Source organism: Paenibacillus pini JCM 16418, from assembly GCF_000576305.1.
In the GTDB taxonomy this organism is placed as follows: domain Bacteria; phylum Bacillota; class Bacilli; order Paenibacillales; family Paenibacillaceae; genus Paenibacillus_AQ; species Paenibacillus_AQ pini.
The window spans coordinates 314,528-336,579 of the sequence record NZ_BAVZ01000001.1 but is presented as its reverse complement, the minus strand read 5'-3'; the positions used below and the strand labels follow the sequence as shown (position 1 = coordinate 336,579).

Here is a 22,052-nt window from a genome sequence, read left to right as displayed (position 1 = left end):
AGCGGCGCGTATCCCATTTAATTGGATGCGCGCCGTTTTTTATTGATATCTATGCAATACCAAGCTATAATTCCGTTATTATTCTTCACTAGCCTCTAAAGCAGACTTCACTGCACGCTGTGCAAGCATCTTGATTACGGAATCATCCATGGGAGGATTATGAAGACCTGCGCGTACGTCACGGTACATCCGCTCGAGTGGTAGACTTCGAGACATACTTGCACCGCCTACGATACGCATCGCCAGATCAACGATCCGTAATGCCGAATTGGTAGCAACCGTCTTCGCAAGACCAAGCTCCGGCTTCATCGTAGGTCTCTCATCCGGAAGACGATCCCACCGGTCGGCAACACTATATAATAATGTTCGAGCCGTAATGAGCTCTGACTCGATCTCTCCAATTTTTTGCTCGATATGAGGCAGTTCCGAGATTGGACCTGGTAAGCTGTTTGGTCTGTAGGACGCTGCAAACTGTATTGCATAATCACGTGCAGCCCCAGCAATCCCAATATAGCAGGCGGGAATATGGAGAAGCGCTCCTCCATGATCCGACATTCCCTCACCTGTGCAATTTTCCGATTCCTGAACATCCACTCTTTCCGCTGCTGGAACAAATACTTGGTCGAGGAGGAGATCGTGACTTCCTGTCGCACGCATGCCTAGTGTATTCCACGTCTCCTCAATACTCACACCGGGACCCTTGCGAACGAAAAACTTGCCAATTTTATTCTCTTCTTCTATAAATGCGGTCACTGTAAATTGATCAAGTATAGGTATGAGTGAACTGAACGTCTTCCTCCCTGTCAGTAGCCATCCGCCATCACTCTTTACTGCAAACGTCTTCGGCCTCCCACCACGACTTGGGCTACCTGTTGATGGCTCGCTTGCAAACTCATTAATCATCGCACCTTCTGTCACGACCTTTTCGCAAAAGTCAGCAAACAGCTGCTCAGGCCAAGATTTCCTGATGCGCAGCTGCATAATCTGACTGACATGCCAGCCTACGGCCAGCGTAGTCGAACCATCACCCTTGGCAAGCCGTTCCTGTGCCAGCACCATTTCGTAGAGGGATGCTTCTTCCCCGCCATACTCTAGTGGAACGGTCAGCTTCAAATAACCCGATTCTTTCAAATCCTTGAAATTCTCGAAAGGAAAAGACCCTTCGCGATCATGTAATGAAGCGCGCCCAGCGAATAAAGCTGCAAGTGTATCCGATCTAGCAGCAATAAAAGATTCACGTACATTTCGTACAAACGGATCGGTTTGAATTGAATTCATGCTACTTCTCTCCCCTGCTACTTTGTACTTTTATTGTATAATGCTTCGCCTGGAATTGTCCAAGCCAGGTACTGATGTTCACTCCTTTAAAAAGTAATGAAAAAACAGGTCCTATCGGACCTGCCTTAATCGTTTTTATGTACAACAGTTTCCGCCCTCTAATGTACAGCTAGTACCTTCAAGTGAAGCCTTACTCCGATAACTCGGATCGGATTCACTGTAGCTAATTGCAATATGAGAGCCTACTGTGCGCAGAACCTTACAGTTGCTTTTGACATGCTGTAACAATGTAGTTTTCTGGTCTTCGCTTAAATCACCTGTGAAGGTGACTGCAAAGTCTATAGCGATAATATCTCCATCACTGTCTAAGCGATCTTCAGCCGTTACGGATACATCCGTGAGCGGGTAATCGTTCTGCTCTGCATGGCGGAGAAGCGTCATGACTGAGCAGGAGGACAAACCGATGAGCCACAGCTCGGTCGGACGAAAACCCAAACCCTCGCCCCCGCGTTCCACGCCTTGATCGATGGTTACGGTGCGATTTTGTGCATGTGCAAGCTGCAGGAAATTTTTCACGCGTTGCAAATAAATTTTCATATTGGAATTCTCCTTATCTGTTGTATTAAGCTTTAAGTGCCCATGATGCAAACCGCTTCTTCAAAGGATAAATAAGTACAAATTCGAAGAACATCGCTAATATTCCGATCGTAATAATCCCTACCATAACGAGTGGTGAATTACCGATTTGTCCACTGGAGGAGATCAACCAACCGATCCCTGCACTTCCGCCAATCATCTCCGCAGCGACAAGGGAGCGCCACGCGATCCCGAAACCTACAACAAGACCGGTAAACGCAGATGGCATCACTTCCGGTAAATATACATGCCAAGCCAGCTGCATGCGATTGGCGCCAAGCGTCTGGGCTGCACGGATATGTGTTATTTTAATACGTTCCATCCCTTGAATAACATTAACGAGAATAGGAAAAAATGCAGCAATTACAATCACAGCGATCATCGGAGCATTACCTAAGTCTAGCATTAATATTAAGAGAGGCGCCCATGCCATCGGCGGCGTTGCTTGAAATAACATGACCATAGGTGATAAAAATTGCCGAAATGCTTTGCTTACACCAGCTAGCAGCCCGAGCACAAATGCAGAGACCGCAGCTATTGCAAATCCGGCGAATAAACGATAGAGACTGATTCCGATATGGTGGTAATAATCTGGAGAAACGAGTTGCTTCTTAAACTCCAACCATGTACTCCATGGCCCCGGAAATATAATCGGAGGATATTGTCTTGCAACAAACATCCACACAATGATGATAAAAGGGATGGCAAGTATGCCAAAATGAAATTTTTTCATGCTTTTCCCCCTGCCTACGAAGGCTCGGTTATTTGATCCAAGTTGTATCGATAATCGATTTTACATCAAGTGATTTTTCAATCGATTTGAGTTTGAAGCTATTGTCTGCAACCTCTTGATAATATTTCAGGTCTGCATCGGTAAATTTATATTCGAATGTATTGCGCTTCAAAGCTTGTGTGATTACTTCTGCAGGAGTGTACGTTTTATCTGTCGCTTTAATCTCCGGTACGTTAAATGCTTTAGCGAGGATTTCGGCATCTTCGTTTCCGTTTGCATTCAGATCATCAATCGAAGCGATATGGCTTGAATGAATTTCTTGGCGGCATCAGAATGATCTTTCAAGAATGCATTCGAGCCAAGTACAACAAACGCTGGATCAGGAAGCTCTTCCACAACTTTAAGTCCCCGCAGCTCTGCAAAAGTAAGGAATGGCTCGCCAGCAACAGCTGCATCAATCGTTCCATTGGTTACGGCAGTCTCCATGTTTGCAGTTTCCAATTGTACCAAAGTTACGGATTGATCATTAAGCTGAGCTTCTGGGAGAAGTACAGCACGGATCAAATAATCGACTCCGCTCCCCTTCACCAAGTTACCAAGCTTTTTGCCCTTTAGGTCTGAAGCTTGTTTAATGTCTGAAGATTCTTTGGTGAACAATCCATTTTTTCCTTGATCGACTTTAGCAATGATCTTGAATTCTGCACCGCGCGAACTCCAGTTGATGGCCGCAGGCATACCCGCATAAGCTATGTCCAACTTGCCGGAGGATAGAGCTTTATACAAATCGGGACCATTTGCAAACGAAAAGAACTCTGCCTTCAGTCCCTGCTTATCAAGCAGTTTCTTCTCTTTGGCAATGATAGCTGGTGCAGCAGCAATCAAATTAACGTAACCAACTTTAATTTCTTGCACCTGCTTGGTTTGCGCTCCATCTTTACCTTGATCTGCTGGTTCTTCGGTAGCCTTGCTTCCGCATCCAGCGGTAAGCACTGTTGCCAACATCAGACTGCCTACCATGCTCAACCATTTCGTGTAACCTGCTCGTTTTTTCATCTGTATATTCCCCTTTTTTATATCCCGGAGCCTTGAGACTCATCGTAAATTTGAAAATCATATCTTAAATCCTTCATCAATTGCTTCTTATATTCATTAAAATAAGATGACACCCGAATTTCCGGAATTCTTGGTCTTCCGAGGCCTATATTAATCACATTGTGTATTTGTCCGTTATCATCGAATACCGCAACCCGATCTGATAAATAAATCGCTTCATCAATACTGTGAGTAACCAAAATAACGGTCATTCCTGTTTCTTTCTGAATACGGAGCAGCTCCTCTTGTAGAGATTCCCTTGTCTGTTCATCCAGAGCACTGAAGGCTCATCCATCAGAAGAATATTCGGTTTAGTCACCAATGTACGGGCAATGGCTACACGCTGTTTCATCCCGCCTGATAGATCTGAAATGCTCTTATGCTCAGACCCAGTAAGTCCAACCATCTGAATGGCTTCCTCACTGCGTTCTAGTCTTTCTTTCTTATTGATTCCAGCCATGCGTAGACCAAATGCAACATTGTCCAATACGCTTAGCCAAGGGAATAACGCCAAATCCTGAAATACAAACCCACGATCTGGTCCCGGCTTGTTCACTTCTCGGCCATGTATTGAAATACTCCCTTGCTTAGGCTGAATGTACCCAGCAATTACGTTGAGCAGCGAGCTTTTGCCGCAACCACTCTTGCCGATAATACTAATGAATTCGCCTTGGTTTACAGTTAGATGAATATCGTTAATGATGCTTCGTTGATCATCATAAGACACCGTGACATGATTGATTTCTAACATAGAATTACCTGTAAGTGTCGGAAAAATCATTCCCCCTTTTAATTACGAGTATGCCGATATGAATTATATTATAAATTAGCACTAGTTGGTTGTTATCGTCAAGTGAAAATATATTAAATAGCCTGCTCTACTAAACTTTATTCCGATATAGAAAAAGCCCCCTCTTCCACCTAATTAAGTAGTTTAAAGGATGCTTTCCGTTAATCTATTTCTTCCTATTTTATGTATTCTCAAATTTTCCTATTTTTCAATATTATCATATGAACGTTTATGAGACTGATTATGAAAATCCAATTCCGCCATGTCATTAAAAATGCAAAGCTACCCAGTGCTTGATAATTCGTTGCGACAAAATCTACAATCGACAAATCAACAATGGACCTACTTGATCGCGTAATCATTAAAATAAAAAGATCCCATATAAAAAAATAGGATCTTCAAAACCTCGTTGTTTATTATCATATATTGTATATTTATACCATATATTAGAGGAATGTATCCCTCTAGTTATATTGACAGTTATTGTATATAAAATCTAGAATTGTATAGACAGCTTGAGCATTTATACTTCTTGGAAAACCATTTTTAAGGGGGATATAAAAGTGAAAAGATCATCGTTATTGCTTTTAAGTATGATGTTAGTATTCACCATGTTTTTGGCTGCTTGTAGTAAGACAGAGGAAAAGACTGGAACAGAAACGCCTAATACAACAGAAACTCCGAAAGAAGAGCCTAAAAAAGATGTATCACTCCGCGTATTCTCTACTTTTGGAGGCACAGATGCAGCTCGCGAATCTTTCCAAGCTGCTATTGACGGATTCACATCAAAGAATCCTAATGTAAAAGTTGAAAACGACACGATGTCTGCAAATGATGACGGTTTCAGAACAAAAGTTAACACTGATATGACTTCTGGCAATGAGCCTGACATCCTGTTCTACTTCACAGGCGCTGATGCTAAAGGTTTCATTGATGCAGGTAAAGTCGTTCCATTGAATGAAGTCCTGGATGCTAATCCAGATTGGAAAGCGGGCTTTGCTCCTGCTGCGCTTGAAAATATGACTAGAGATGATGGAAAAATCTATTCTATTCCATTAACCGGTTACTATGAAGGTCTCTTCGTAAACAAGAAGATTTTTAAAGACAATAACCTTGAGCTTCCTACAGACTGGGATAAACTAACAAAAGCTGTTAAAACCTTATCAGCTAAAGGTATTATTCCATTGGCTGCTCCGTTCGACCAATCCCACTATCTAATTGAATATTTCATGCTTTCTGCTGCAGGTTCTAAAGGCCACAACAGTGGTTTAGCTAATGGAATTGATCCAAACTGGGAGAAAGGCTACGCAGCTATGAAAGAGCTTTATGATCTTAAAGCATTCCCTAAAGATGCTGCAACTATTGATCTGAGTATGGCTTCTAACTACTATGATCAAGGTAAAGCTGCAATGGTGATCGAAGGCTCATGGGCCATTGGTAACTGGAAGAACAAAGAAGTAGTAGACAATACAACCGTGATGCCTTTTCCAGTAATGCCAGGTGGTTTAGGTACGGGTAAAGATGTTATCGGCGGCTTTGGAAGCGGATTCTATATTTCTAAAGCAACCTATGACAATCCAGATAAGAAAGATGCTGCGATTGAATTGCTTAAGAGCTTAACTTCACCTGAAACTATTGAGAAGATTGCAAATTCTAACGGTGGTACTTCTGCTGCTGCTGGTGTTGAAATCAAAGGTACTACTCAAGCCGCTACAGATGGTTTTGCGATGGTTGCAAGTGCAACATCCATTAACAAACCAATTGATAACGTAGTTACTCCAGAAACTTTTAGTGCACTACGTGCAGGTGTTCAATCTATTGTCACTGGCAAGAAACAGCCAGCAGATGTGCTTAAAGAAGCAAAAGCTACTGAAGATGCTGGAACAAAGTAATTGTTACATTTAATATCAGTACGATGTTAAATAAAGAACGCCGCCCTAATTATTTAGGCGGCGTAATCTTTTAATTGGATGCTAGAGAAAATAAATATCAAAGGTGATAACTATGAAGGGCGATCGAAAGTATATCTTAATATTTTTGTTCCCTATGGCGGCCTTAATGTCCATCTTTTTATATTATCCGTTCTTTAAAAGTTTGTACCTCAGCTTTTATCGTACAAAGGGATTCTTCGACAAAAAATTTATTGGATGGGACAACTATGAACGATTAGTTTCCGATAAATTACTTGGCGCGGCAACACTTCACACATTAGAACTTATGCTTTATGTACTTATATTCCAGGTAGGAATTTCCTTAATACTAGCAACTATGGTAGATAATATTAGTAAATTCCAGAGATTTTTCCGTTCCGTATTTTTCTTCCCTGTCGTTATTTCCGGTACAGCGATTTCATTACTTTTCGTTCTATTTTACAATTATAATTTTGGACTATTAAACGGAATTTTGACGGGCTTGGGATTAGAGAAAGTACTGTGGCTGAGCGAAAGTACGGCCCTCAAAGCCATCGCAGTTCCTACAGTATGGCATTACGTTGGCTTTTATTTTGTATTATTTTTAACTGCGATGTCAAAAATCCCTGCTGATTATTATGATGCAGGCAAGATTGAGGGAATTAACGGTTTCAAGAAAATGACCAAGCTTACAATCCCTCTGATTTTAAGTGACATTAAGGTTGTAATTACACTAGCGATTACGGGTACCTTAAAGGTATTTGAATTTGTTTGGGTAATCTCAAGAGCACAGAACAATACCGATGTACTTGGAACCTATATTTACAAAAAAGCGTTGGTGGATCAGAACTTCGGTTACGGTTCGACCATTGCTATTTATATGGTTGTTCTTGGTGTTATATTGGCTTTACTTGCCAACCGTTTGTTGAAAAGTGACGAGATCACATACTAAGCTGAATAGAAGCGTTATTAGGGGTGTAATTTTATGCAACCAGCCATTAGCAAGGAACATAAAATTCGGCAAATGAAATCAAGCCGTTTTAGTCTAGGTACCACCCTCATGTATATTGCGTTAACTGCGTGGTCTTTAACAACGATCTATCCATTATTCTGGGTTGTTAATAACTCGTTTAAGGTTTCTAATGATGTAATCAATTCTTCATTCTCGTTATCCTTGAAACCTGTATTAGTTAACTATACGACAGCATTTGATCGAATAAACTTAGGTAAGAGTTACATCAATAGCTTGATCATGTCGGGAGGAACCGTTTTACTCGTGTTATTGTTTGGCGGATTAGCCGCCTATGTATTGGCCAGATTCACATTTAAAGCTAAGCGTCCTATCTTCTCACTTCTTTATGCAACTCTACTTATTCCTGCTTTTGCGACAGTTGTTCCAGTTTATGAAATTCTCATTAAGACAAGCTTAGTTAATACCTATTGGGGACTGATATTACCACATACAGCGGGTAACTTAACTTTTGCAACATTAGTTATTGCTGGTTATATGTCTACTATCGCTAAGGAACTAGAAGAAGCAGCGTTTATTGACGGGTGTAACAGATGGCAAATGTTCGTAAAGATCTTTTTCCCCGTATCTAGACCTGCATTTGCATCGGTAAGTATATTCGTGTTCTTGTGGTCATACAATGATTTATTCTCTGCATTAATTTTTGTTAATAAAGAGAGCGTCCGGCCTATTGTTGCGCTATTGAGTCAAATCAGCTCACAATACGGAACAGATTTCGGACTGATGGCAACAGCTGTAACGCTTACGGTTATACCTATATTGATCGTATATCTGTTTATCTCTAAATTTATTGAAAAGGGATTAACTGAAGGAGCAATTAAAGGTTAAACCAAATCGATCCATATAAAAACACTCCCTACAAAGGAGTGTTTTTTATATGCTTTACTCAAATTCCTGTAAATGAACAAGACCCAGCCGACTCGCCTCAACAATCGCTTCAGATCTTGAACTCACTTTCAGCTTTTGGAATATTCTTGTCAAATTATATTCAACCGTTCTTTGGCTAATAAATAATCGACCTGCAATATCCTTGTTACTTTTCCCTAAAGCTACTTCTTGCAAGATTTCTTGCTCTTTTTCATTAATTGATACATCATCATGAGCCTTATCGCTTTTTAACTGGGATAGCCTAACTTCGGTTCTACGCAATTGCTTTAACAAAGCTACCGGAATCACGGATTCCTCACGCAAAGCACAGCGTATGGCGTTATTGAGCTGCTCACGAGTAGAGGTTTTGCTAATAAAACCACAGGCACCTGACTCAACAAGTAAATTAAAGTGCGAACTGATTTCATAACCTGTATAAATGAGGATTTTCGTATCTGGATATATACTCAATATTCGTTTCGTCAATTCAATGCCACTAAAAACGGGCATATTGAGATCAAAGAGACAAACATCAAATGTTTCGTGCTTCAGCACCTCAAGTGCCTCAACAGGTGAAACGAGCACGGTCACTTCGGTCTCAGGGTCCTGCTCTAGCATCGTTTTGGTCCCTTCACCAACAGAAGGATGATCATCAACCAGTAAGATACGAATCATTATTGCTTCCTCCTCTGTTTGCCGATATTTCAGGTAACTCTAAAGGAAAATGAATATTAACCTTGAATCCTTCACCTATAACGGACTCGAATTCCACATGCCCCTCCATACTGACCACACGTTCCCTAATTCCGGATAATCCCATATGCTCAAATGACTCAACGATATCTTCGATTTGCATCCCTTTTCCATTATCCTGATACTTGAAATCAATACCGCCGTTTTGCTCACACAGCTCGATCACAATTCGAGATGCGTTCGCATGCTTACCTGCATTGCGGAGTAGCTCTTGCACAATTCGGTATAGTGCGAGTGTCTGCTCATCAGATAACGGACTCCGGATCGGTTCGTACAGGAAATCGATCGCGTAATTATTTCTTAATTGTGCATATTCGAATAAATGATTCAATGAGTCGGCTATGCCCAATTCCTTAAGTAGTGGTGGTCTTAGTTCGTTGCATGTTTCTCGAATCTGATGGATCACATCCAGCAGGCCTTCTTTAATATCAAATAGCTTTTCACGGAGATCATCCTTCAAATCGTAATCAGCCAAAATGACCTCAAGCCTACGATACCAATTTAACTGCTCCTGCAATGCTGAATCATGCAGATCTGAAGCCAGCTTGCGGCGCTCATTCTCGGATAAACCAAACAACAACCGTAGCATCCACGGAGAAGAACTTTGATGTTTTTGCATATCGGCCTCCAAGTCATGAACCAACCTTTCAATTAAAAATAAATTTTCATATACGATGCTCGAGTAATTAGCCATCACACGGAGCCAATTTAGTTCTTCCGAATTAAACTTTAAGAAGTTCTCTTTATTATCAACCCATAGCACATAGCTATTGGATCCGTTTTGCCCAATTACATAGCATAGTCCCTGCGGAACATAGACTTGTTCGCCTAATACATACGCTTCTGATGGGTTTAAGAGCATCTCGATAACCCGATCGTCCACTTGGGACTCCCTTCCCTCTTTCAGCAAGCGCCAGCCTTCATGGTCGTGGTGAAGAACAATCACTTCTGCCCTTTTTACCGGTAATGTGCGCCTAATCTCTTGATGAAGATACATCTCCAAGTCAGAACGTTTCATGACCTTTGAAATATTTTTGGAAAAGCGATCCAGACTAGACTGGAAATCATACAACTGTTTAAACAGCCTCGGTTTGATACGAATGTCCATCTTTTCTTTGATGTATAAGAACGTAACAAAGCCAAAGTAGAATACAAGAAACATCTGAATCCAGCGGATTCCTATTCCTTGTTCATTATGGAAAATTGCCATGAAGACGAGCAGAAAGAAGATCGCAGGAATAAACGTAATTAGTGAATAGTATTTGAATTTCGTAAGTGCAATCTCAATATCTAGAAACCGTTCAGCCATAATAATATAGAAATAAATAAAGGGCAGAATCAACAGAAATGCCGTGGTGTACTTAGAGGCGATAATATGTACATTAAAAATAGCAGGTAAGAACGTTAGCAGAATGATAGGCGTATAGGCTACGACTTGACCTGTTAAAATCAATTTTATAATAGACTTTACTGGAGTATCCCTATACCTACGCAGTGTTGCAAACAACTTGTAAATTGTATACAGACTGCTTGCCAGAAAGAAAATCACACTACTATTAAATTCAATGTAATAGTATATTTCATTAGAGAATGAGGTGAAATTATATATCGTCCACTCTAAAACTATAAAGCTCCAAATTCCATAAAAAAATAATAGCGTTCTTTTACTCAAAAACTGGATGTTATATTTAGCTAAATAGACATAGATAAAATGCAAAAAAAGTACGGGTACAATGGCCAACCCATTTTGAAGTAGAAAACCACCTATGAGATCTCCTGAAGCGGATGCTACAGCGCTATAATCCGTAAACCCAATAGCTAGAAAGTATGCAATGAGTAGCTTGGTTACAGCATCGTCCTTCTTCCGTGAATACAAGAAAAAAGCCAAAATAAAAAATATGCTTAAAGTGGCTCCGGGCACCGCTAAATCTCCAATCCAAGAAAAGGTGAGCGGTGCTTCGGAAATATGTATATTATAGGTTTCACTCGTTCCATCGGGATGATGGCGAAGGAATGATGCTTCATTCGCTCCTAATATACTTCGGTTAGAATGTACTTCGGGGTATAGGTCAGGTGCTTCACCATTCACACTTAGAAGCTGATCATTCTCCTTCACATGAAAATAGTTGGAAGCAACACCTGATGGAGACAGGCTTTTAACAATATACTGTCCTTTACTATCAACATTTAACTTAATTCCGATCTCTCGATAGTCTAAAGATGAAAGAGTAAGATGAACCATTAAAATCCCTGACAATAAAACTAGAGCGATAAAGTATCTATAATTTTTTAAGGTCTTCAGAAAAAATAACCTCCATTAATTGCTAGTCACGATCCCCATAATACCAATTGAAAATTCCCCTTGCTATTAAGTACATCCTGCAACGCACGATGCTCCATTGGGGAAATACCTGCAAATTGTAATTTTCCATTCTTGAACATTTCCGCTTGATTAAGATCCTTCATCAACAATTGAACGATTTCTTTTAACATGAGCCGCATCCCCTTAAATTTGGAATTGAAATTCTACTTCTTGATTTCAATATATCAAAAGGAAACGCACCTTAAAACGATAATGATGCACGTAATCCACGCAAAACTTCTGCGCACGCCGCAAGCGGTACTTGCGTTCTATTATCCAATAAACTCGCGGATCTGATGATGCCACATGGGCTCTACATCAAGCTGCTCAATCGTGGATAGAAACTCATAGTAATACAGCTTCATTTGTACTTTAGAATACAGAAATGTTCCTGTGGATTGAATGAGTTCTTCAATTTCTTCTTTACGGTGCATCGGGTCACCAATATCAATATTGCTCTCAAAATAATGACGAATCCATTCCTGATTAGGGGGGCATATTTCATAAGGTATAGGGTGAGTAGCGTCCGTTTCCGCTGCAAAAAGTCATTTTTAGAATCCCAATTCACCAAATCTCGAATATCATTCTTTAATTGTGAGGCAAAGCCCAATTCGCATGCATATTTCTCCACGGTTTCGTTCCAATACCCCGTTGAAAGTAGCGTGCCCGTCATGCAGGCCATCACAACAAGTGATGATGACTTCTCTCGAATCATCTGGTAGTATTCCTCTTCTGTCGCAATTCGGTTAAGCAAGTCTGTCGTCTGCCCATTCACAGCTGTCAGCAGAGATCGGTCCCAGCATGCTTCTACTTGAAGGAGCCGCTCCTTATCGAGCTCACTACTCATCAATGATTGACGGGCTAGAAGAACGAACCCAAGGGCTGCATTCATTGCAATCGCTTGTGGGCACTGTCTCCATATGATATTTGGCTGATCCTCGTCCTGTAAATCATCAAAGATATCTAGGGATAGAATCGCAAGCTCCATAGCTGCTGCCACCCTATAGATATGCTCGGATTGACCGCCAAACATCCTGTAGTGAAGTACGGTTAAGCCTCCAAATAAATGCTTCTCCTTGCATTTATGCTCAAGGAACTGTAAGGCATAGAAGGCAAGGTCTGTCTTAAAATGGTTTCTAACTAATTCGTAAAGCTGTTCCTCAATCTTCTCCGCATAACTTTGCATTGACCATAACCACCCTGCCCATTAAAGTCGTTATGTATGACTGCACCAAGTTCCATCCAACCAAATAAAGTAAAATAAGGATAATATATTTCTACATATTATACCAAATATATTAATAAATACATATAAATCTATTGCATTAAAAATGTAAATTTAAGTCTGAGTATCAATTCTAATTGTAAAGTCATTCATTACATCAGAAAAACACCACTGTGGAGGGGAAACTCCCTTGCACAGTGGTGTTTTCTAGGATAGCCATGTTTCAGGCATTGGATTCGAATACTATATCTTACTTTGCTGTTCCCTTACTACCGGGACACGTTTCTCAACAAATATAAATCCTAACAATGCGAAGCAGAAAATAAATGGCATAAAGAAGTGATAAAGACTAGCAAAACTATTAGCCATCGCATTTACGGTATAACTTTTAATTTTAGTAGAGTAGGCGGTTAGCGTGTCTGTAATTTGCTTGATATTATCATCAACCTTTTTGGTAACGGCAGTAACGATCGCTGCTTTTGCAGCCTCACGCTTACCTGAAGGAACTTTAGCTAGCTGCTGCTCCACATTTAGGTCAATTAAACGCTGACGCTCCTGAGGTGTTACAAACGCCTCCTCCTGTTTCCCTCCTGTATTATCCACACTCACGTTCTGCTCATTGATTCTTTCTTGTACGCGTTGCGTCACATTTTGCTTAACGGTTTGATCCACTTTCAATTCATCAAGCTGTGCCTTCGCATAACTTAAGCTATTGGCTTCACTATCCTTCAGATTAGACGTTAGAAGAGCTACGAAGATCGATATGGCTAGCACCATCCCCACTTGACGGAACATTTGGATAACACTTTGCGAGGCAGCGAGCATTTCTCCTTCGAAATTGGATGCACTCATTACAGTAATAGGTCCTACAATAAGACCGTAACCTGTTCCCAAAAGCAGACAGGCGACCACAATTTCAGAGACCGAAGATGCAGTTCCCAAATGACTGAGCAGGTAGTAGGAAAACCCCATCAAAGCAAATCCAGAAATAATAACTACGGTTTTACCAAATATCCGAATCAATGCCGAGGCAATAGGTGCCATCAGAAAAATCATAAACGAGATCGGCGTCACCATTAACGCAGCGGCAAACTCCGTTTTATCCATCATCCGAGTGAGGAACGTCGGCAGCAGGACCATGACACCAATCAGGAATACATTTCCGACAATCATGAGTAGCGATGATCCAACGAAGAAGCGATCACGAAATAGCTTCAAATTCACCATGGCATAAGGTAATCGACGCTCTATCAGGATAAATACGATTAAGGAAATCACTGCAACTGCATAGCATGTAAGCGACTTCCCACTGCCCCATCCCCAGGTTCCTCCTTTAATTAGGGATAAAGTCAATGTAAAGATCGCGGTACTAGATAGTACTAGACCAATCCAATCAATACGTGCTTTGACTCTTGGTTCATTGCGAAGATTCAGCATCCGAATGACCAAGACTAGCGCGACAATACTAAAAGGCACATTCACAAGAAAAATCCATTTCCAGCTGAGATTCTGTGTAATAATTCCCCCAATGGTGGGTCCCATTGCCGCTGATAGTCCCTGCATAATTCCGAGAATGGACAAGGCTACACCACGTTTCTCAATCGGCATGGCCGATACTCCAATCGTAAAGCTGCTGGTCAGTAAAATTGCTGCACCGATACTTTGTATAAAACGGGACGCGATTAGCATGTCACCATTAACTGCCATTGCACATGTTAAGGAGCCTAGACAAAAAATGACCAGTCCGCCAACATATACTTTTCCTCTACCAAACAACTCCGCAAAACGGCCAAGGGGGATTGCCAGCACGGCAATGGACATCGTATACACATTAAGCACCCAAGACATTTTTTCCAAAGATACGTTCAAGTTCTGTTGAATGCTCGGCAAGGCAATATTCATAATAGTCGTATCGATCATACATAAGAATATGCCAATACACATGAGCCATACGAGTTTAATTCCTTGAGCACCTTCTTTTTTCGATTGTACGTTCATTACCTGTTCTTGACTCATTTTCTAACCCTCCCACCCTTTGATCTGAATTAATGTTCAACTAACCTAACGAGACATGACAGTATGAGCTGTTCATTCACATCTGCTCCAATTAACTCGAGCACCTTTTTCTCATGGAAATGTCCTACGGTCTTCAAGGTATACCCTGCTGTAGCTGTGCGTTCTGTCCAAAGATGTGTCATTTGCTTCGCTGCGTAGGAACCGAGCTCAATTCGCGATCCTTTTTGAGTATCTAGAAGTTTCATATGGGTAGCAACGATTAAAAGGCACTCAATTTCCCCAGTTTCTTTGAGTTCAGGAAATAATTGATTCCAAGGTGTTTTTCGAATAAAGGTCTTGGAACTCATTTCTCCCCTCTCGTCATACCAATAAAGTCTGTAACAGGATGGAGGTCCCGTATAAAAACATAAAAATTGAGTTACCATACCCGATTCCTCTCGGATCGCCATATCGTACCCCCCTCTGTTCAATACGGTACGGAGCGTATTTGAGGGGTTACTATCTAACAATCGCACAAACAGATAGGGGACCTTCACCGGTTGACCCGTATCTTGTCTAATGCCGATTGGAATCATCTCATGCTGTAGAATTGGGTAAGTAAGCTTTGCGTTATTCTTAAAAAGGGTTGTAAGCATTCTCATCCGGGCATGGGTCACCTGATATTTCAGTTCATCCGTTCCAACGGTTTGTTTATCCATCGGGTCGTCTCCTTGCTTAGAGTTTAAACTTACCTTACTCCTGTTTTTTCCAATTTTCATCGAAAAGAAAACTGCGATTTCACGCAAATTCATTGCGGGATGCCGTAGCGCCTAAACAATTCATGCTGATTATGTAATAAAAGAGGACGCCTGTCGCCCAATTGGACCCTAGACCTCCCCTTTTAATATGCAATCATTATCTACTTTAAGAACATGAAGCGGCAGTTAGCGAACCGTATACTTCTCTCCAATCCAGCATCGTCGGCAGCTCCGGAAGCTCTGAACTTTGCGCACACACAGCCATACGGTATGCTGGATCTAGATCATATTGCTTAAAATGATGAACAGGTAATTGTTCTCCTCCGATGAATTGAATATCATCTTTAGACATTGGAACTACACTGAAACCATCAAGTGGTAGAGATAGACCCATTCCTATCGCTTTTATATAGCTTTCTTTTAGTGTCCACAGCTCATAGAAATAGGCTTCTCTCATTGGTTCCCATTGCTTCATTAGCTGATCGTATTCAGCTCGTGCAAAAAAACGTTTGGCAATCTCGATCTCAATGGGCTGAATCAGCTCAATGTCGATCCCGATCGGCTGTGAGGATATAGCACAGACAATCCAATCTCCAGAATGAGATAGATTGAATTGGAAGTCTGGTACGTCCTTAAGACTCGGCTTGCCATAATCGTTCAATTCAAACCTAATCTGATGCCCTGACAATCGAAGCTTCTCCTGAATAATTCTTCGGATCATTAAATCACTGAAGAGGGATCTGCGAGCATCCTCTGGAAACCTAAAGCGACATATTTGCCGTCTTTTCTCCAAGGATACATAATGAAGCAGTTCTTCAAACATTCGAGAATCCAGCCTTTCTGGAAGGCGAAGGCAGTAAACCTCTACATCCTGCTTCAACGAGAAATGCTGCATCATGCAGGTCCCTCCCTTTGAACTTCTAACTTCGTTTCCATGTAGGCCGCCTTTAAGTTATCATCTACCCAGAACGGTGTGCCGTGGCCCGGATAAACAAGTATATCTCCCTTCATCCGACTGCATAGCTTCTGATAGGATCTCATCAATTCAAACGCATCACCTGTAATGGGCCCTACGTGCTCATCATTTTGGCTAAATAGCATATCGCCAGAAAATAGCTGAGCATTCAATCGAATACATATACTACCGATCGTATGACCTGGTGTATGAACAATCTCATATTCATATCCACCCACTTTAAACGTCTCACCTCCGCCAACCGTGATATCAATGGGACGGAATGTTCGGATTTGCGAAAATAGGAAAGAACCGTTTAATACCGATTGAGATAATGCGGGCTCATCTTGACTGTGAAGTACGATCGAAGCCCCAGTTGCCGCCTTTAGCTCCTCCATCGATCCCATATGATCGAAATGTCCGTGAGTGATAAATATATACTTGATCTTCGCTCCGCTCTTTTCAACGACTGGCCATATTTTATCAAAAGAGGAACCGGGGTCAATAATGACCCCTTCTCCATCACTTACGACTAGGTAACAATTCGAGCCCATTGGACCATGGGGTATGGCCTCCACTGTAGGTCCCTGAAGTTGACGATGTGAGCGCTTCGCGGATAACTTTCTTCGTTGCTGCGTAAGATGCATCCAGTATTTCTGCACATCCGTTACTTCTTTAGACTGGCCAATGCACGCGTCCAACGCACTGTCTACTTCATCCATGCTTACAGCATTACTTAATGATTTAAGGATCAGAAAGGCGGACTCCTTAGATAAGGATTGGTTTCGTACACACTCCAAAATGAATACTTTTAACGATTCTTGTTCCTTCATTCTGGAGTCCCCCCTTCTGAAGCTACCACCGCCATTCCATCCTCAATGGTAGCCTCGCCTTGAGCTAATGCATCAAGCATGCCCATCAACAGCTCATCATTTACAGCCTCAGGTTGCTGCTGTTGTGAATCAATATATTTCGCCTGTTCTACAATCGATGAATACGTAAAAATGTCCGAAACTTCCATAATACCTGGATAAACGGTATTCATTTCCTTAAACAATTGAATGGAAAGAATCGAATCTCCACCTAAATCATTAAATTGGTCAAATACGTTTACTTCTTCAAGATCCAATGCAGCTGACCATAGCTGGGCAAGCCGAGTTTCTGTCTCGGTATAGGAATCCTTACCTTTAATTTGAACATCTTTTGGAGATGCCTTCTTCGTTTGCGCCGTATTTTTGTTCACAAAAGCACGTGAATGCTTATCGAGCTGTGCCATAATATCCTTTGATACTTTGAAAGGTAGCGTCGCATCTGAGCGAATAATGGCAGGGAAATTTACTTCACCTGGCAGTAAACGACTTACCTTGAAACTCAGAACACCCTCCATGATCTCAATGGCATGAGCTGTCGTAATCGGTAGAAACAAGCCTTCTTCATGTGCCATACCATATTCCACTGCCATCCCTGTTTCTTTCCAAGTTGGCCAATTAATTGAGATGGTACGTAATCCTTTGCGATTACGATAAGCCGTAAAGGCATCAAGGTAGCTGTTAGCTGCCGTATAATCACCTTGACCTGGCCCACCCAAGAGAGAAGCGATGGAAGAGAAGGAGATAAAGAAGTCGGGTTGATCTTCTGTAGTCAACTGATCTAGTACCCATGTTCCTTCCAATTTCGGACGCAGAACATTCGTAAAGGTCTGTACCTCTTTCATAATAATAAAGCCATCGCCTGCAACTCCTGCGGCATGAATGATTCCGTTAATACGTCCATATTGTTCATGAATGCCATCGATGGCTTGCTTCATTTGCACAGGATCAGCAACGTCAACAGCCAGACATATCACTTCTGAGCCCATTTGCTCAACAGCAAGAATATGCTGCAGCTTGACGGCTAGCTTAGAATTTCCTTCGGACACCAAGGCTTCCCACTGTTCTCTAGGCGGAAGCTCGGTTCGGTTGATGAGGGCGATCCTTACTCGCTTCTTTCCAGCCAAATACTTTGCCATTTCTAATCCCAGACCTCCGGTACCTCCTGTAATGAGGTAGATACCATCCTCCTTCAGCTCCACCGGAGCCTCTTCAAAATCTTCGAAGCTAAGTCGACTAAACTCCTGCACATACCGTGTTCCTTCACGATAAATCACCGCGCTAACTTCCGTTGCTGTATTGATTTCGCTCCGTATAAGATCTAGTGAAGTCACATTATCGACATCAATGCTCCGAGCTGCAATGGTTCCATATTCATCACGAAGCACTTTCCCAAGTCCCATAAGCGCAGCGTTATGTGGTTCAATTCTCGCCTCATTCCCCGTAACTTCATCCATATATTCTGTGAGGAGTACGAGATCCAGCGCTCGACCTATTTTCCCCGCGAGAAGTGCTCTTGTGAGGTGGAATAAACTGTATACGCCACTATTCAAATGCTCAGATAGCTCGCCAGCAGATGCTAATGGCGCCCCATCGGTTAACGTAAACGCATGAATGATTTGGGTAAAAGGAATGCTGCGTACCGCAGTAATCAACTGCTCATAGTCAGCACCTTGATCCGAAATAACATAATGATGACTCGAGATTTCGCGGAAGGATTCTCCGGTCTCCACTTCAATCACTTCTATATTAGAATCCTTAAATCTCTCTATCAGTTCATCTGTCCGACCATTCCTGTCCTTGAGTACGAGTATACTAGAGTGCGTAGAAGTCTCTTTCTCTTCTGGAAGTGGATCGGATACCCAGCGTGTCTGATGAAGATGATTATTCCCTTGATTCTCCATTCGGAACTTCATCTGTTCCATGGCTCCCATTCGTTTGATCGAATAGTCTTGAATCTCTGCAATAATCCGTCCGTCTGTGCCCGTAAGCGTAATATCGTAGGATATCGTTGCTTTACTTTTGGTATCTCCGCCTTTCTTGCGGAAATAGCTATATAACGTCTCCGGCATCCGACCGTAGATATCGAACTGCTTGAAGGCAAATGGAAGATATACATCATCGAGAAATTTAATCATTGGATTTACGGCATTATCAAGAATGGATGGATGGAAATGAAATTGCTCCATTTCTCCTACATACTCATCTCTCAGCCTCAGCTTCAAGAGCACTTCACTTTCGTCTTCATTCGTCTGTGCCTCAACGAGATTATCCCAATGATAGCCGAGATAAAAGCTTTTGGCCTCTGGATTAAATGCTCCAATTGGCTTATCGATGGTCATTCTGGCACGTATTTCGTTCATATCTATTACGCGGTCAGTAGATGCTTCTATAGGATAAGCTTTACCTTCCGAATGGATGACCCACTGATCTTCATCCATCCCAGACTTACTAGCAATAATAAACTTCACATATCCCTGTTCCTTTTTCACGATCGCCTGTACTTTTTTAACTTCATCCCCTGTAATCACCAGTGGTGTCATAAAATAAATATCTCTTAGTTCAAGGCGTGACGTTCCTAGTACTGAAGAACATGCTTCTCTTCCCCACTCTACATACGTTACACCAGGTATAATTGAAGTACCCATGAACTGATGCTCCTTGAGCATCCAATGCGTTTCGATACTTAAATCACTCTCAAAAATGCTCTGATCAAGCGAATCCACAAGCTGCCGGTCCAGAAGTGGATGTAGGCGGGCTTTCTTGCTTTGTGATACCTCATGCTGCTCAAATACTTTTGGCGCTGCCCATGTCCGTATTCTTTCCAGTGGGTAACCTGGGATTTGAACTCTGGATCGATGTTGATTTCTATGCGCTTCTTCCCAATGAGGATCAGCCCCTTTAACATAGTTACGGCATAAGTCTGCCGCGAGTATGGGATCCTCATTAAACGAGGATACGGATTGTTCAAGTCGTGAACGTGTTGCTGTTGAGAGGCGCTTCAGCTCTGCTGCTGTGATCGCACCTGTCTCTAATGTGCTTTGGTTCTCGGAGACGATTTGATGAAGAGCGTAATAGATCCCCTCCTCTTCTCTTGAGTGCAGTCCTTCATCAACCAAAAGCTTTAATTGTTGCTGAAGCTCTGCAACCGAGCTGGCCATCAGTGCAATCCGATGTGTATAATGTCCTCTGCCTGTATTTGAAGTAAAGCAGGCGTTACCTAGATCTACTTCGGGATTACGTGCGAAGAAATCTTGATATCGCTTAACGTAATCTTTGAGTACCTGCTCATTCTTACCTGAAATGGTGAGAATCCCGATGCTTTCAGCTATTGTGGAAGGAAGTTCCTGACGATCAACCTCAGGTGCTTCTTCCAGAATGACATGCGCATTGGTACCACTGAAGCCAAATGAGCTAATTCCCGCCCGGCGAGGATTGTCACCCTTATTCCAATCTGATAACACATCGTTCACATAAAGCGGCGATTCTGGGAAATTGATATACGGATTCGGCTCATGAAAATTAATCGTTGCTGGAATCTGCTTGTGCTTCATGCTCATCACTACTTTTACCAAAGCTGCAAGTCCAGAAGCTGCTACGCTATGCCCAATGTTTGTCTTCACTGAACCAATTCCACAGAACTGCTTCCGATCGGTGAATTGACGGAATGCATTCGTGAGTCCTTTAATTTCAATCGGATCCCCGAGCGACGTTCCCGTACCGTGGGCTTCAACATATTGAATCGTATCTGCCGCAACTTCTGCATCCTTCCAAGCCTGCATGATCACTTCCTCTTGGGCCTTCGCATTGGGAGCTGTAATACCGTTAGACGCTCCGTCGTTATTAATTGCACTTCCTTTAATAACAGCATGGATCGGGTCACGATCAGCCAACGCCTTCGATAATGGCTTGAGTATGACTGAAATAACGCCTTCGCTCCAAACCGTTCCGTTGGCATCTTTGTCGAACGTACATACAAGACTGCTATCTGATTCAACCATACCTAAATCCATGGGTCCACTGTCTTCTTTCATCGCCATGTACTGCACCTGTACTCCACCAATCACTGCCATCTCACATTCTTTGTTTCGTAGTGACTGACAGGCGTGATGCAAAGCAACGAGCCCCGCAGAACATGCAGTATCATACACAACACTTGGACCTTTCAAATTAAATAGATACGATAATCGGCTGGACAGCAGGCCCGGCCATGATCCAGTAAGATGCATAGGGTCCGGTTCGGTCATCAATCGATACATGGGCAAGGTCGCATGATCTTTTCCTACAAATACGCCTGTTTGTGTTCCATAAATACGATCTCCACCGTATCCAGCGTCTTCAATGGCCTCATATGCCGTTTCAAGGAACATTCGATGCGCAGGATCAATATATTTAGCTTCACGAGCGGAAATTTTGAAGAACGGTGCATCAAATTTGTCAATCTCTTTCAGGAATCCTCCGACACCCCCAACCATATCCTCTACATCCGTTCCTTCAGGAAGAGACTTTCCAATCATGAAATCCATGACACTATCGTTTCTCAGCGCTTCGATCCACTCATAAGCCCGGCTGTCAGGAAAATCACCAATTACCGTTTTCTCCTGTTGCAAGTTGTCCCAGAATTCCTCGATGCTCCCAGCACCAGGAAACTTTCCTGCCATGCCAATGATGGCTATATCTTCATGCTCTTTGCGTGCCGAGAAGGTAGTAATCTCCTTGAGCATCGCTTTGGCATCCTGCTGAGACAACTGCTTGTTTGCTGTTTTCTCCAATATAAATTGCTTGACCATTTGCATATG

At 42.1% G+C, this 22,052-nt stretch carries 19 protein-coding genes; 3 read left to right on the top strand and 16 right to left on the bottom strand.

What is annotated here, in order from left to right; genetic code table 11:
- Positions 1-78 precede the first annotated feature (78 nt).
- From JCM16418_RS01510 to JCM16418_RS01490, 7 genes are all read right to left on the bottom strand, one after another.
- Positions 79-1,278: an acyl-CoA dehydrogenase family protein gene (locus JCM16418_RS01510; protein WP_036645436.1), complete on the bottom strand. Its 1,200-nt coding sequence runs from the start codon at positions 1,276-1,278 to the stop codon at positions 79-81.
- A 135-nt stretch (positions 1,279-1,413) separates the two neighbouring features.
- Positions 1,414-1,875 (bottom strand): OsmC family protein, encoded by a 462-nt coding sequence (locus JCM16418_RS23480; protein WP_052019979.1) that lies wholly within the window; start codon positions 1,873-1,875, stop codon positions 1,414-1,416.
- A gap of 25 nt (positions 1,876-1,900) precedes the next feature.
- A complete protein-coding gene (locus JCM16418_RS01500; protein WP_036645434.1) occupies positions 1,901-2,647 on the bottom strand; it encodes an ABC transporter permease in 747 nt (248 codons plus the stop codon).
- A gap of 28 nt (positions 2,648-2,675) precedes the next feature.
- Positions 2,676-2,819: a hypothetical protein gene (locus tag JCM16418_RS24840; protein ID WP_156327201.1), complete on the bottom strand. Its 144-nt coding sequence runs from the start codon at positions 2,817-2,819 to the stop codon at positions 2,676-2,678.
- A gap of 107 nt (positions 2,820-2,926) precedes the next feature.
- Positions 2,927-3,700: an ABC transporter substrate-binding protein gene (locus JCM16418_RS01495; protein ID WP_036645432.1), complete on the bottom strand. Its 774-nt coding sequence runs from the start codon at positions 3,698-3,700 to the stop codon at positions 2,927-2,929.
- Positions 3,701-3,717: 17 nt separating this feature from the next.
- The gene (locus JCM16418_RS23475; RefSeq protein WP_052019978.1) at positions 3,718-3,951 is read right to left on the bottom strand and encodes a hypothetical protein; all 234 of its coding nucleotides are present in this window, start codon (positions 3,949-3,951) and stop codon (positions 3,718-3,720) included.
- Positions 3,948-4,520, bottom strand: coding sequence for an ABC transporter ATP-binding protein (locus tag JCM16418_RS01490; protein ID WP_052019977.1), 573 nt, complete (start codon positions 4,518-4,520; stop codon positions 3,948-3,950). Before JCM16418_RS01490 ends, JCM16418_RS23475 begins: the two co-directional genes overlap by 4 nt.
- Before the next feature lie 572 nt (positions 4,521-5,092).
- Here JCM16418_RS01490 and JCM16418_RS01485 point away from each other — a divergent pair.
- The 3 genes from JCM16418_RS01485 to JCM16418_RS01475 all read left to right on the top strand — a co-directional run bounded on the left by JCM16418_RS01485 (position 5,093) and on the right by JCM16418_RS01475 (position 8,297).
- Positions 5,093-6,421 (top strand): ABC transporter substrate-binding protein, encoded by a 1,329-nt coding sequence (locus JCM16418_RS01485; protein WP_036645430.1) that lies wholly within the window; start codon positions 5,093-5,095, stop codon positions 6,419-6,421.
- Positions 6,422-6,587: 166 nt separating this feature from the next.
- Complete coding sequence (locus JCM16418_RS01480) at positions 6,588-7,391, top strand: carbohydrate ABC transporter permease (protein WP_242403676.1); 804 nt, start codon at positions 6,588-6,590, stop codon at positions 7,389-7,391.
- A 33-nt stretch (positions 7,392-7,424) separates the two neighbouring features.
- Positions 7,425-8,297 (top strand): carbohydrate ABC transporter permease, encoded by an 873-nt coding sequence (locus tag JCM16418_RS01475; RefSeq protein WP_036645426.1) that lies wholly within the window; start codon positions 7,425-7,427, stop codon positions 8,295-8,297.
- Between the two features lie 54 nt (positions 8,298-8,351).
- On the opposite strand, the gene JCM16418_RS01470 is transcribed toward JCM16418_RS01475, so the two are convergent.
- From JCM16418_RS01470 to JCM16418_RS01435, 9 genes are all read right to left on the bottom strand, one after another.
- Positions 8,352-9,011, bottom strand: a complete 660-nt coding sequence (locus tag JCM16418_RS01470) for a response regulator transcription factor (RefSeq protein WP_036645424.1) — start codon at positions 9,009-9,011, stop codon at positions 8,352-8,354.
- A complete protein-coding gene (locus tag JCM16418_RS01465; protein ID WP_036645422.1) occupies positions 8,989-11,331 on the bottom strand; it encodes a sensor histidine kinase in 2,343 nt (780 codons plus the stop codon). The genes JCM16418_RS01470 and JCM16418_RS01465 overlap by 23 nt, the downstream gene beginning before the upstream one ends.
- Before the next feature lie 86 nt (positions 11,332-11,417).
- Entirely contained in the window at positions 11,418-11,582 is a 165-nt protein-coding gene (gene comX, locus JCM16418_RS24835; RefSeq protein WP_156327200.1) for a competence pheromone ComX, read from the bottom strand.
- A gap of 230 nt (positions 11,583-11,812) precedes the next feature.
- Positions 11,813-12,637 carry a polyprenyl synthetase family protein gene (locus tag JCM16418_RS01460; RefSeq protein WP_052019976.1) on the bottom strand — a complete coding sequence of 275 codons (825 nt, stop codon included), beginning with the start codon at positions 12,635-12,637 and terminating at the stop codon, positions 11,813-11,815.
- Positions 12,638-12,919: 282 nt separating this feature from the next.
- Positions 12,920-14,692 carry an MFS transporter gene (locus JCM16418_RS01455; RefSeq protein WP_242403675.1) on the bottom strand — a complete coding sequence of 591 codons (1,773 nt, stop codon included), beginning with the start codon at positions 14,690-14,692 and terminating at the stop codon, positions 12,920-12,922.
- 29 nt (positions 14,693-14,721) lie between these two features.
- Positions 14,722-15,390, bottom strand: a complete 669-nt coding sequence (locus JCM16418_RS01450) for a hypothetical protein (protein ID WP_036645419.1) — start codon at positions 15,388-15,390, stop codon at positions 14,722-14,724.
- 205 nt (positions 15,391-15,595) lie between these two features.
- Positions 15,596-16,327, bottom strand: a complete 732-nt coding sequence (locus JCM16418_RS01445) for a 4'-phosphopantetheinyl transferase family protein (RefSeq protein ID WP_052019975.1) — start codon at positions 16,325-16,327, stop codon at positions 15,596-15,598.
- Entirely contained in the window at positions 16,324-17,217 is an 894-nt protein-coding gene (locus tag JCM16418_RS23470; protein WP_052019974.1) for an MBL fold metallo-hydrolase, read from the bottom strand. Before JCM16418_RS23470 ends, JCM16418_RS01445 begins: the two co-directional genes overlap by 4 nt.
- Complete coding sequence (locus tag JCM16418_RS01435) at positions 17,214-22,049, bottom strand: SDR family NAD(P)-dependent oxidoreductase (RefSeq protein WP_036645417.1); 4,836 nt, start codon at positions 22,047-22,049, stop codon at positions 17,214-17,216. Before JCM16418_RS01435 ends, JCM16418_RS23470 begins: the two co-directional genes overlap by 4 nt.
- Positions 22,050-22,052: the final 3 nt, after the last annotated feature.

Excerpts from the sequence above, each read along its gene's own strand:
- JCM16418_RS01510 (WP_036645436.1), bottom strand. The coding sequence starts at position 1,278 with ATGAATTCAATTCAAACCGATCCGTTTGTACGAAATGTACGTGAATCT.
- JCM16418_RS23480 (WP_052019979.1), bottom strand. The coding sequence starts at position 1,875 with ATGAAAATTTATTTGCAACGCGTGAAAAATTTCCTGCAGCTTGCACAT.
- JCM16418_RS01500 (WP_036645434.1), bottom strand. The coding sequence starts at position 2,647 with ATGAAAAAATTTCATTTTGGCATACTTGCCATCCCTTTTATCATCATT.
- JCM16418_RS01495 (WP_036645432.1), bottom strand. The coding sequence starts at position 3,700 with ATGAAAAAACGAGCAGGTTACACGAAATGGTTGAGCATGGTAGGCAGT.
- JCM16418_RS23475 (WP_052019978.1), bottom strand. The coding sequence starts at position 3,951 with ATGACCGTTATTTTGGTTACTCACAGTATTGATGAAGCGATTTATTTA.
- JCM16418_RS01490 (WP_052019977.1), bottom strand. The coding sequence starts at position 4,520 with ATGATTTTTCCGACACTTACAGGTAATTCTATGTTAGAAATCAATCAT.
- JCM16418_RS01480 (WP_242403676.1), top strand. The coding sequence starts at position 6,588 with ATGTCCATCTTTTTATATTATCCGTTCTTTAAAAGTTTGTACCTCAGC.
- JCM16418_RS01475 (WP_036645426.1), top strand. The coding sequence starts at position 7,425 with ATGCAACCAGCCATTAGCAAGGAACATAAAATTCGGCAAATGAAATCA.
- JCM16418_RS01470 (WP_036645424.1), bottom strand. The coding sequence starts at position 9,011 with ATGATTCGTATCTTACTGGTTGATGATCATCCTTCTGTTGGTGAAGGG.
- JCM16418_RS01465 (WP_036645422.1), bottom strand. The coding sequence starts at position 11,331 with ATGGTTCATCTTACTCTTTCATCTTTAGACTATCGAGAGATCGGAATT.
- comX (WP_156327200.1), bottom strand. The coding sequence starts at position 11,582 with ATGTTAAAAGAAATCGTTCAATTGTTGATGAAGGATCTTAATCAAGCG.
- JCM16418_RS01460 (WP_052019976.1), bottom strand. The coding sequence starts at position 12,637 with ATGCAAAGTTATGCGGAGAAGATTGAGGAACAGCTTTACGAATTAGTT.
- JCM16418_RS01455 (WP_242403675.1), bottom strand. The coding sequence starts at position 14,692 with ATGAGTCAAGAACAGGTAATGAACGTACAATCGAAAAAAGAAGGTGCT.
- JCM16418_RS01450 (WP_036645419.1), bottom strand. The coding sequence starts at position 15,390 with ATGGATAAACAAACCGTTGGAACGGATGAACTGAAATATCAGGTGACC.
- JCM16418_RS01445 (WP_052019975.1), bottom strand. The coding sequence starts at position 16,327 with ATGATGCAGCATTTCTCGTTGAAGCAGGATGTAGAGGTTTACTGCCTT.
- JCM16418_RS23470 (WP_052019974.1), bottom strand. The coding sequence starts at position 17,217 with ATGAAGGAACAAGAATCGTTAAAAGTATTCATTTTGGAGTGTGTACGA.
- JCM16418_RS01435 (WP_036645417.1), bottom strand. The coding sequence starts at position 22,049 with ATGCAAATGGTCAAGCAATTTATATTGGAGAAAACAGCAAACAAGCAG.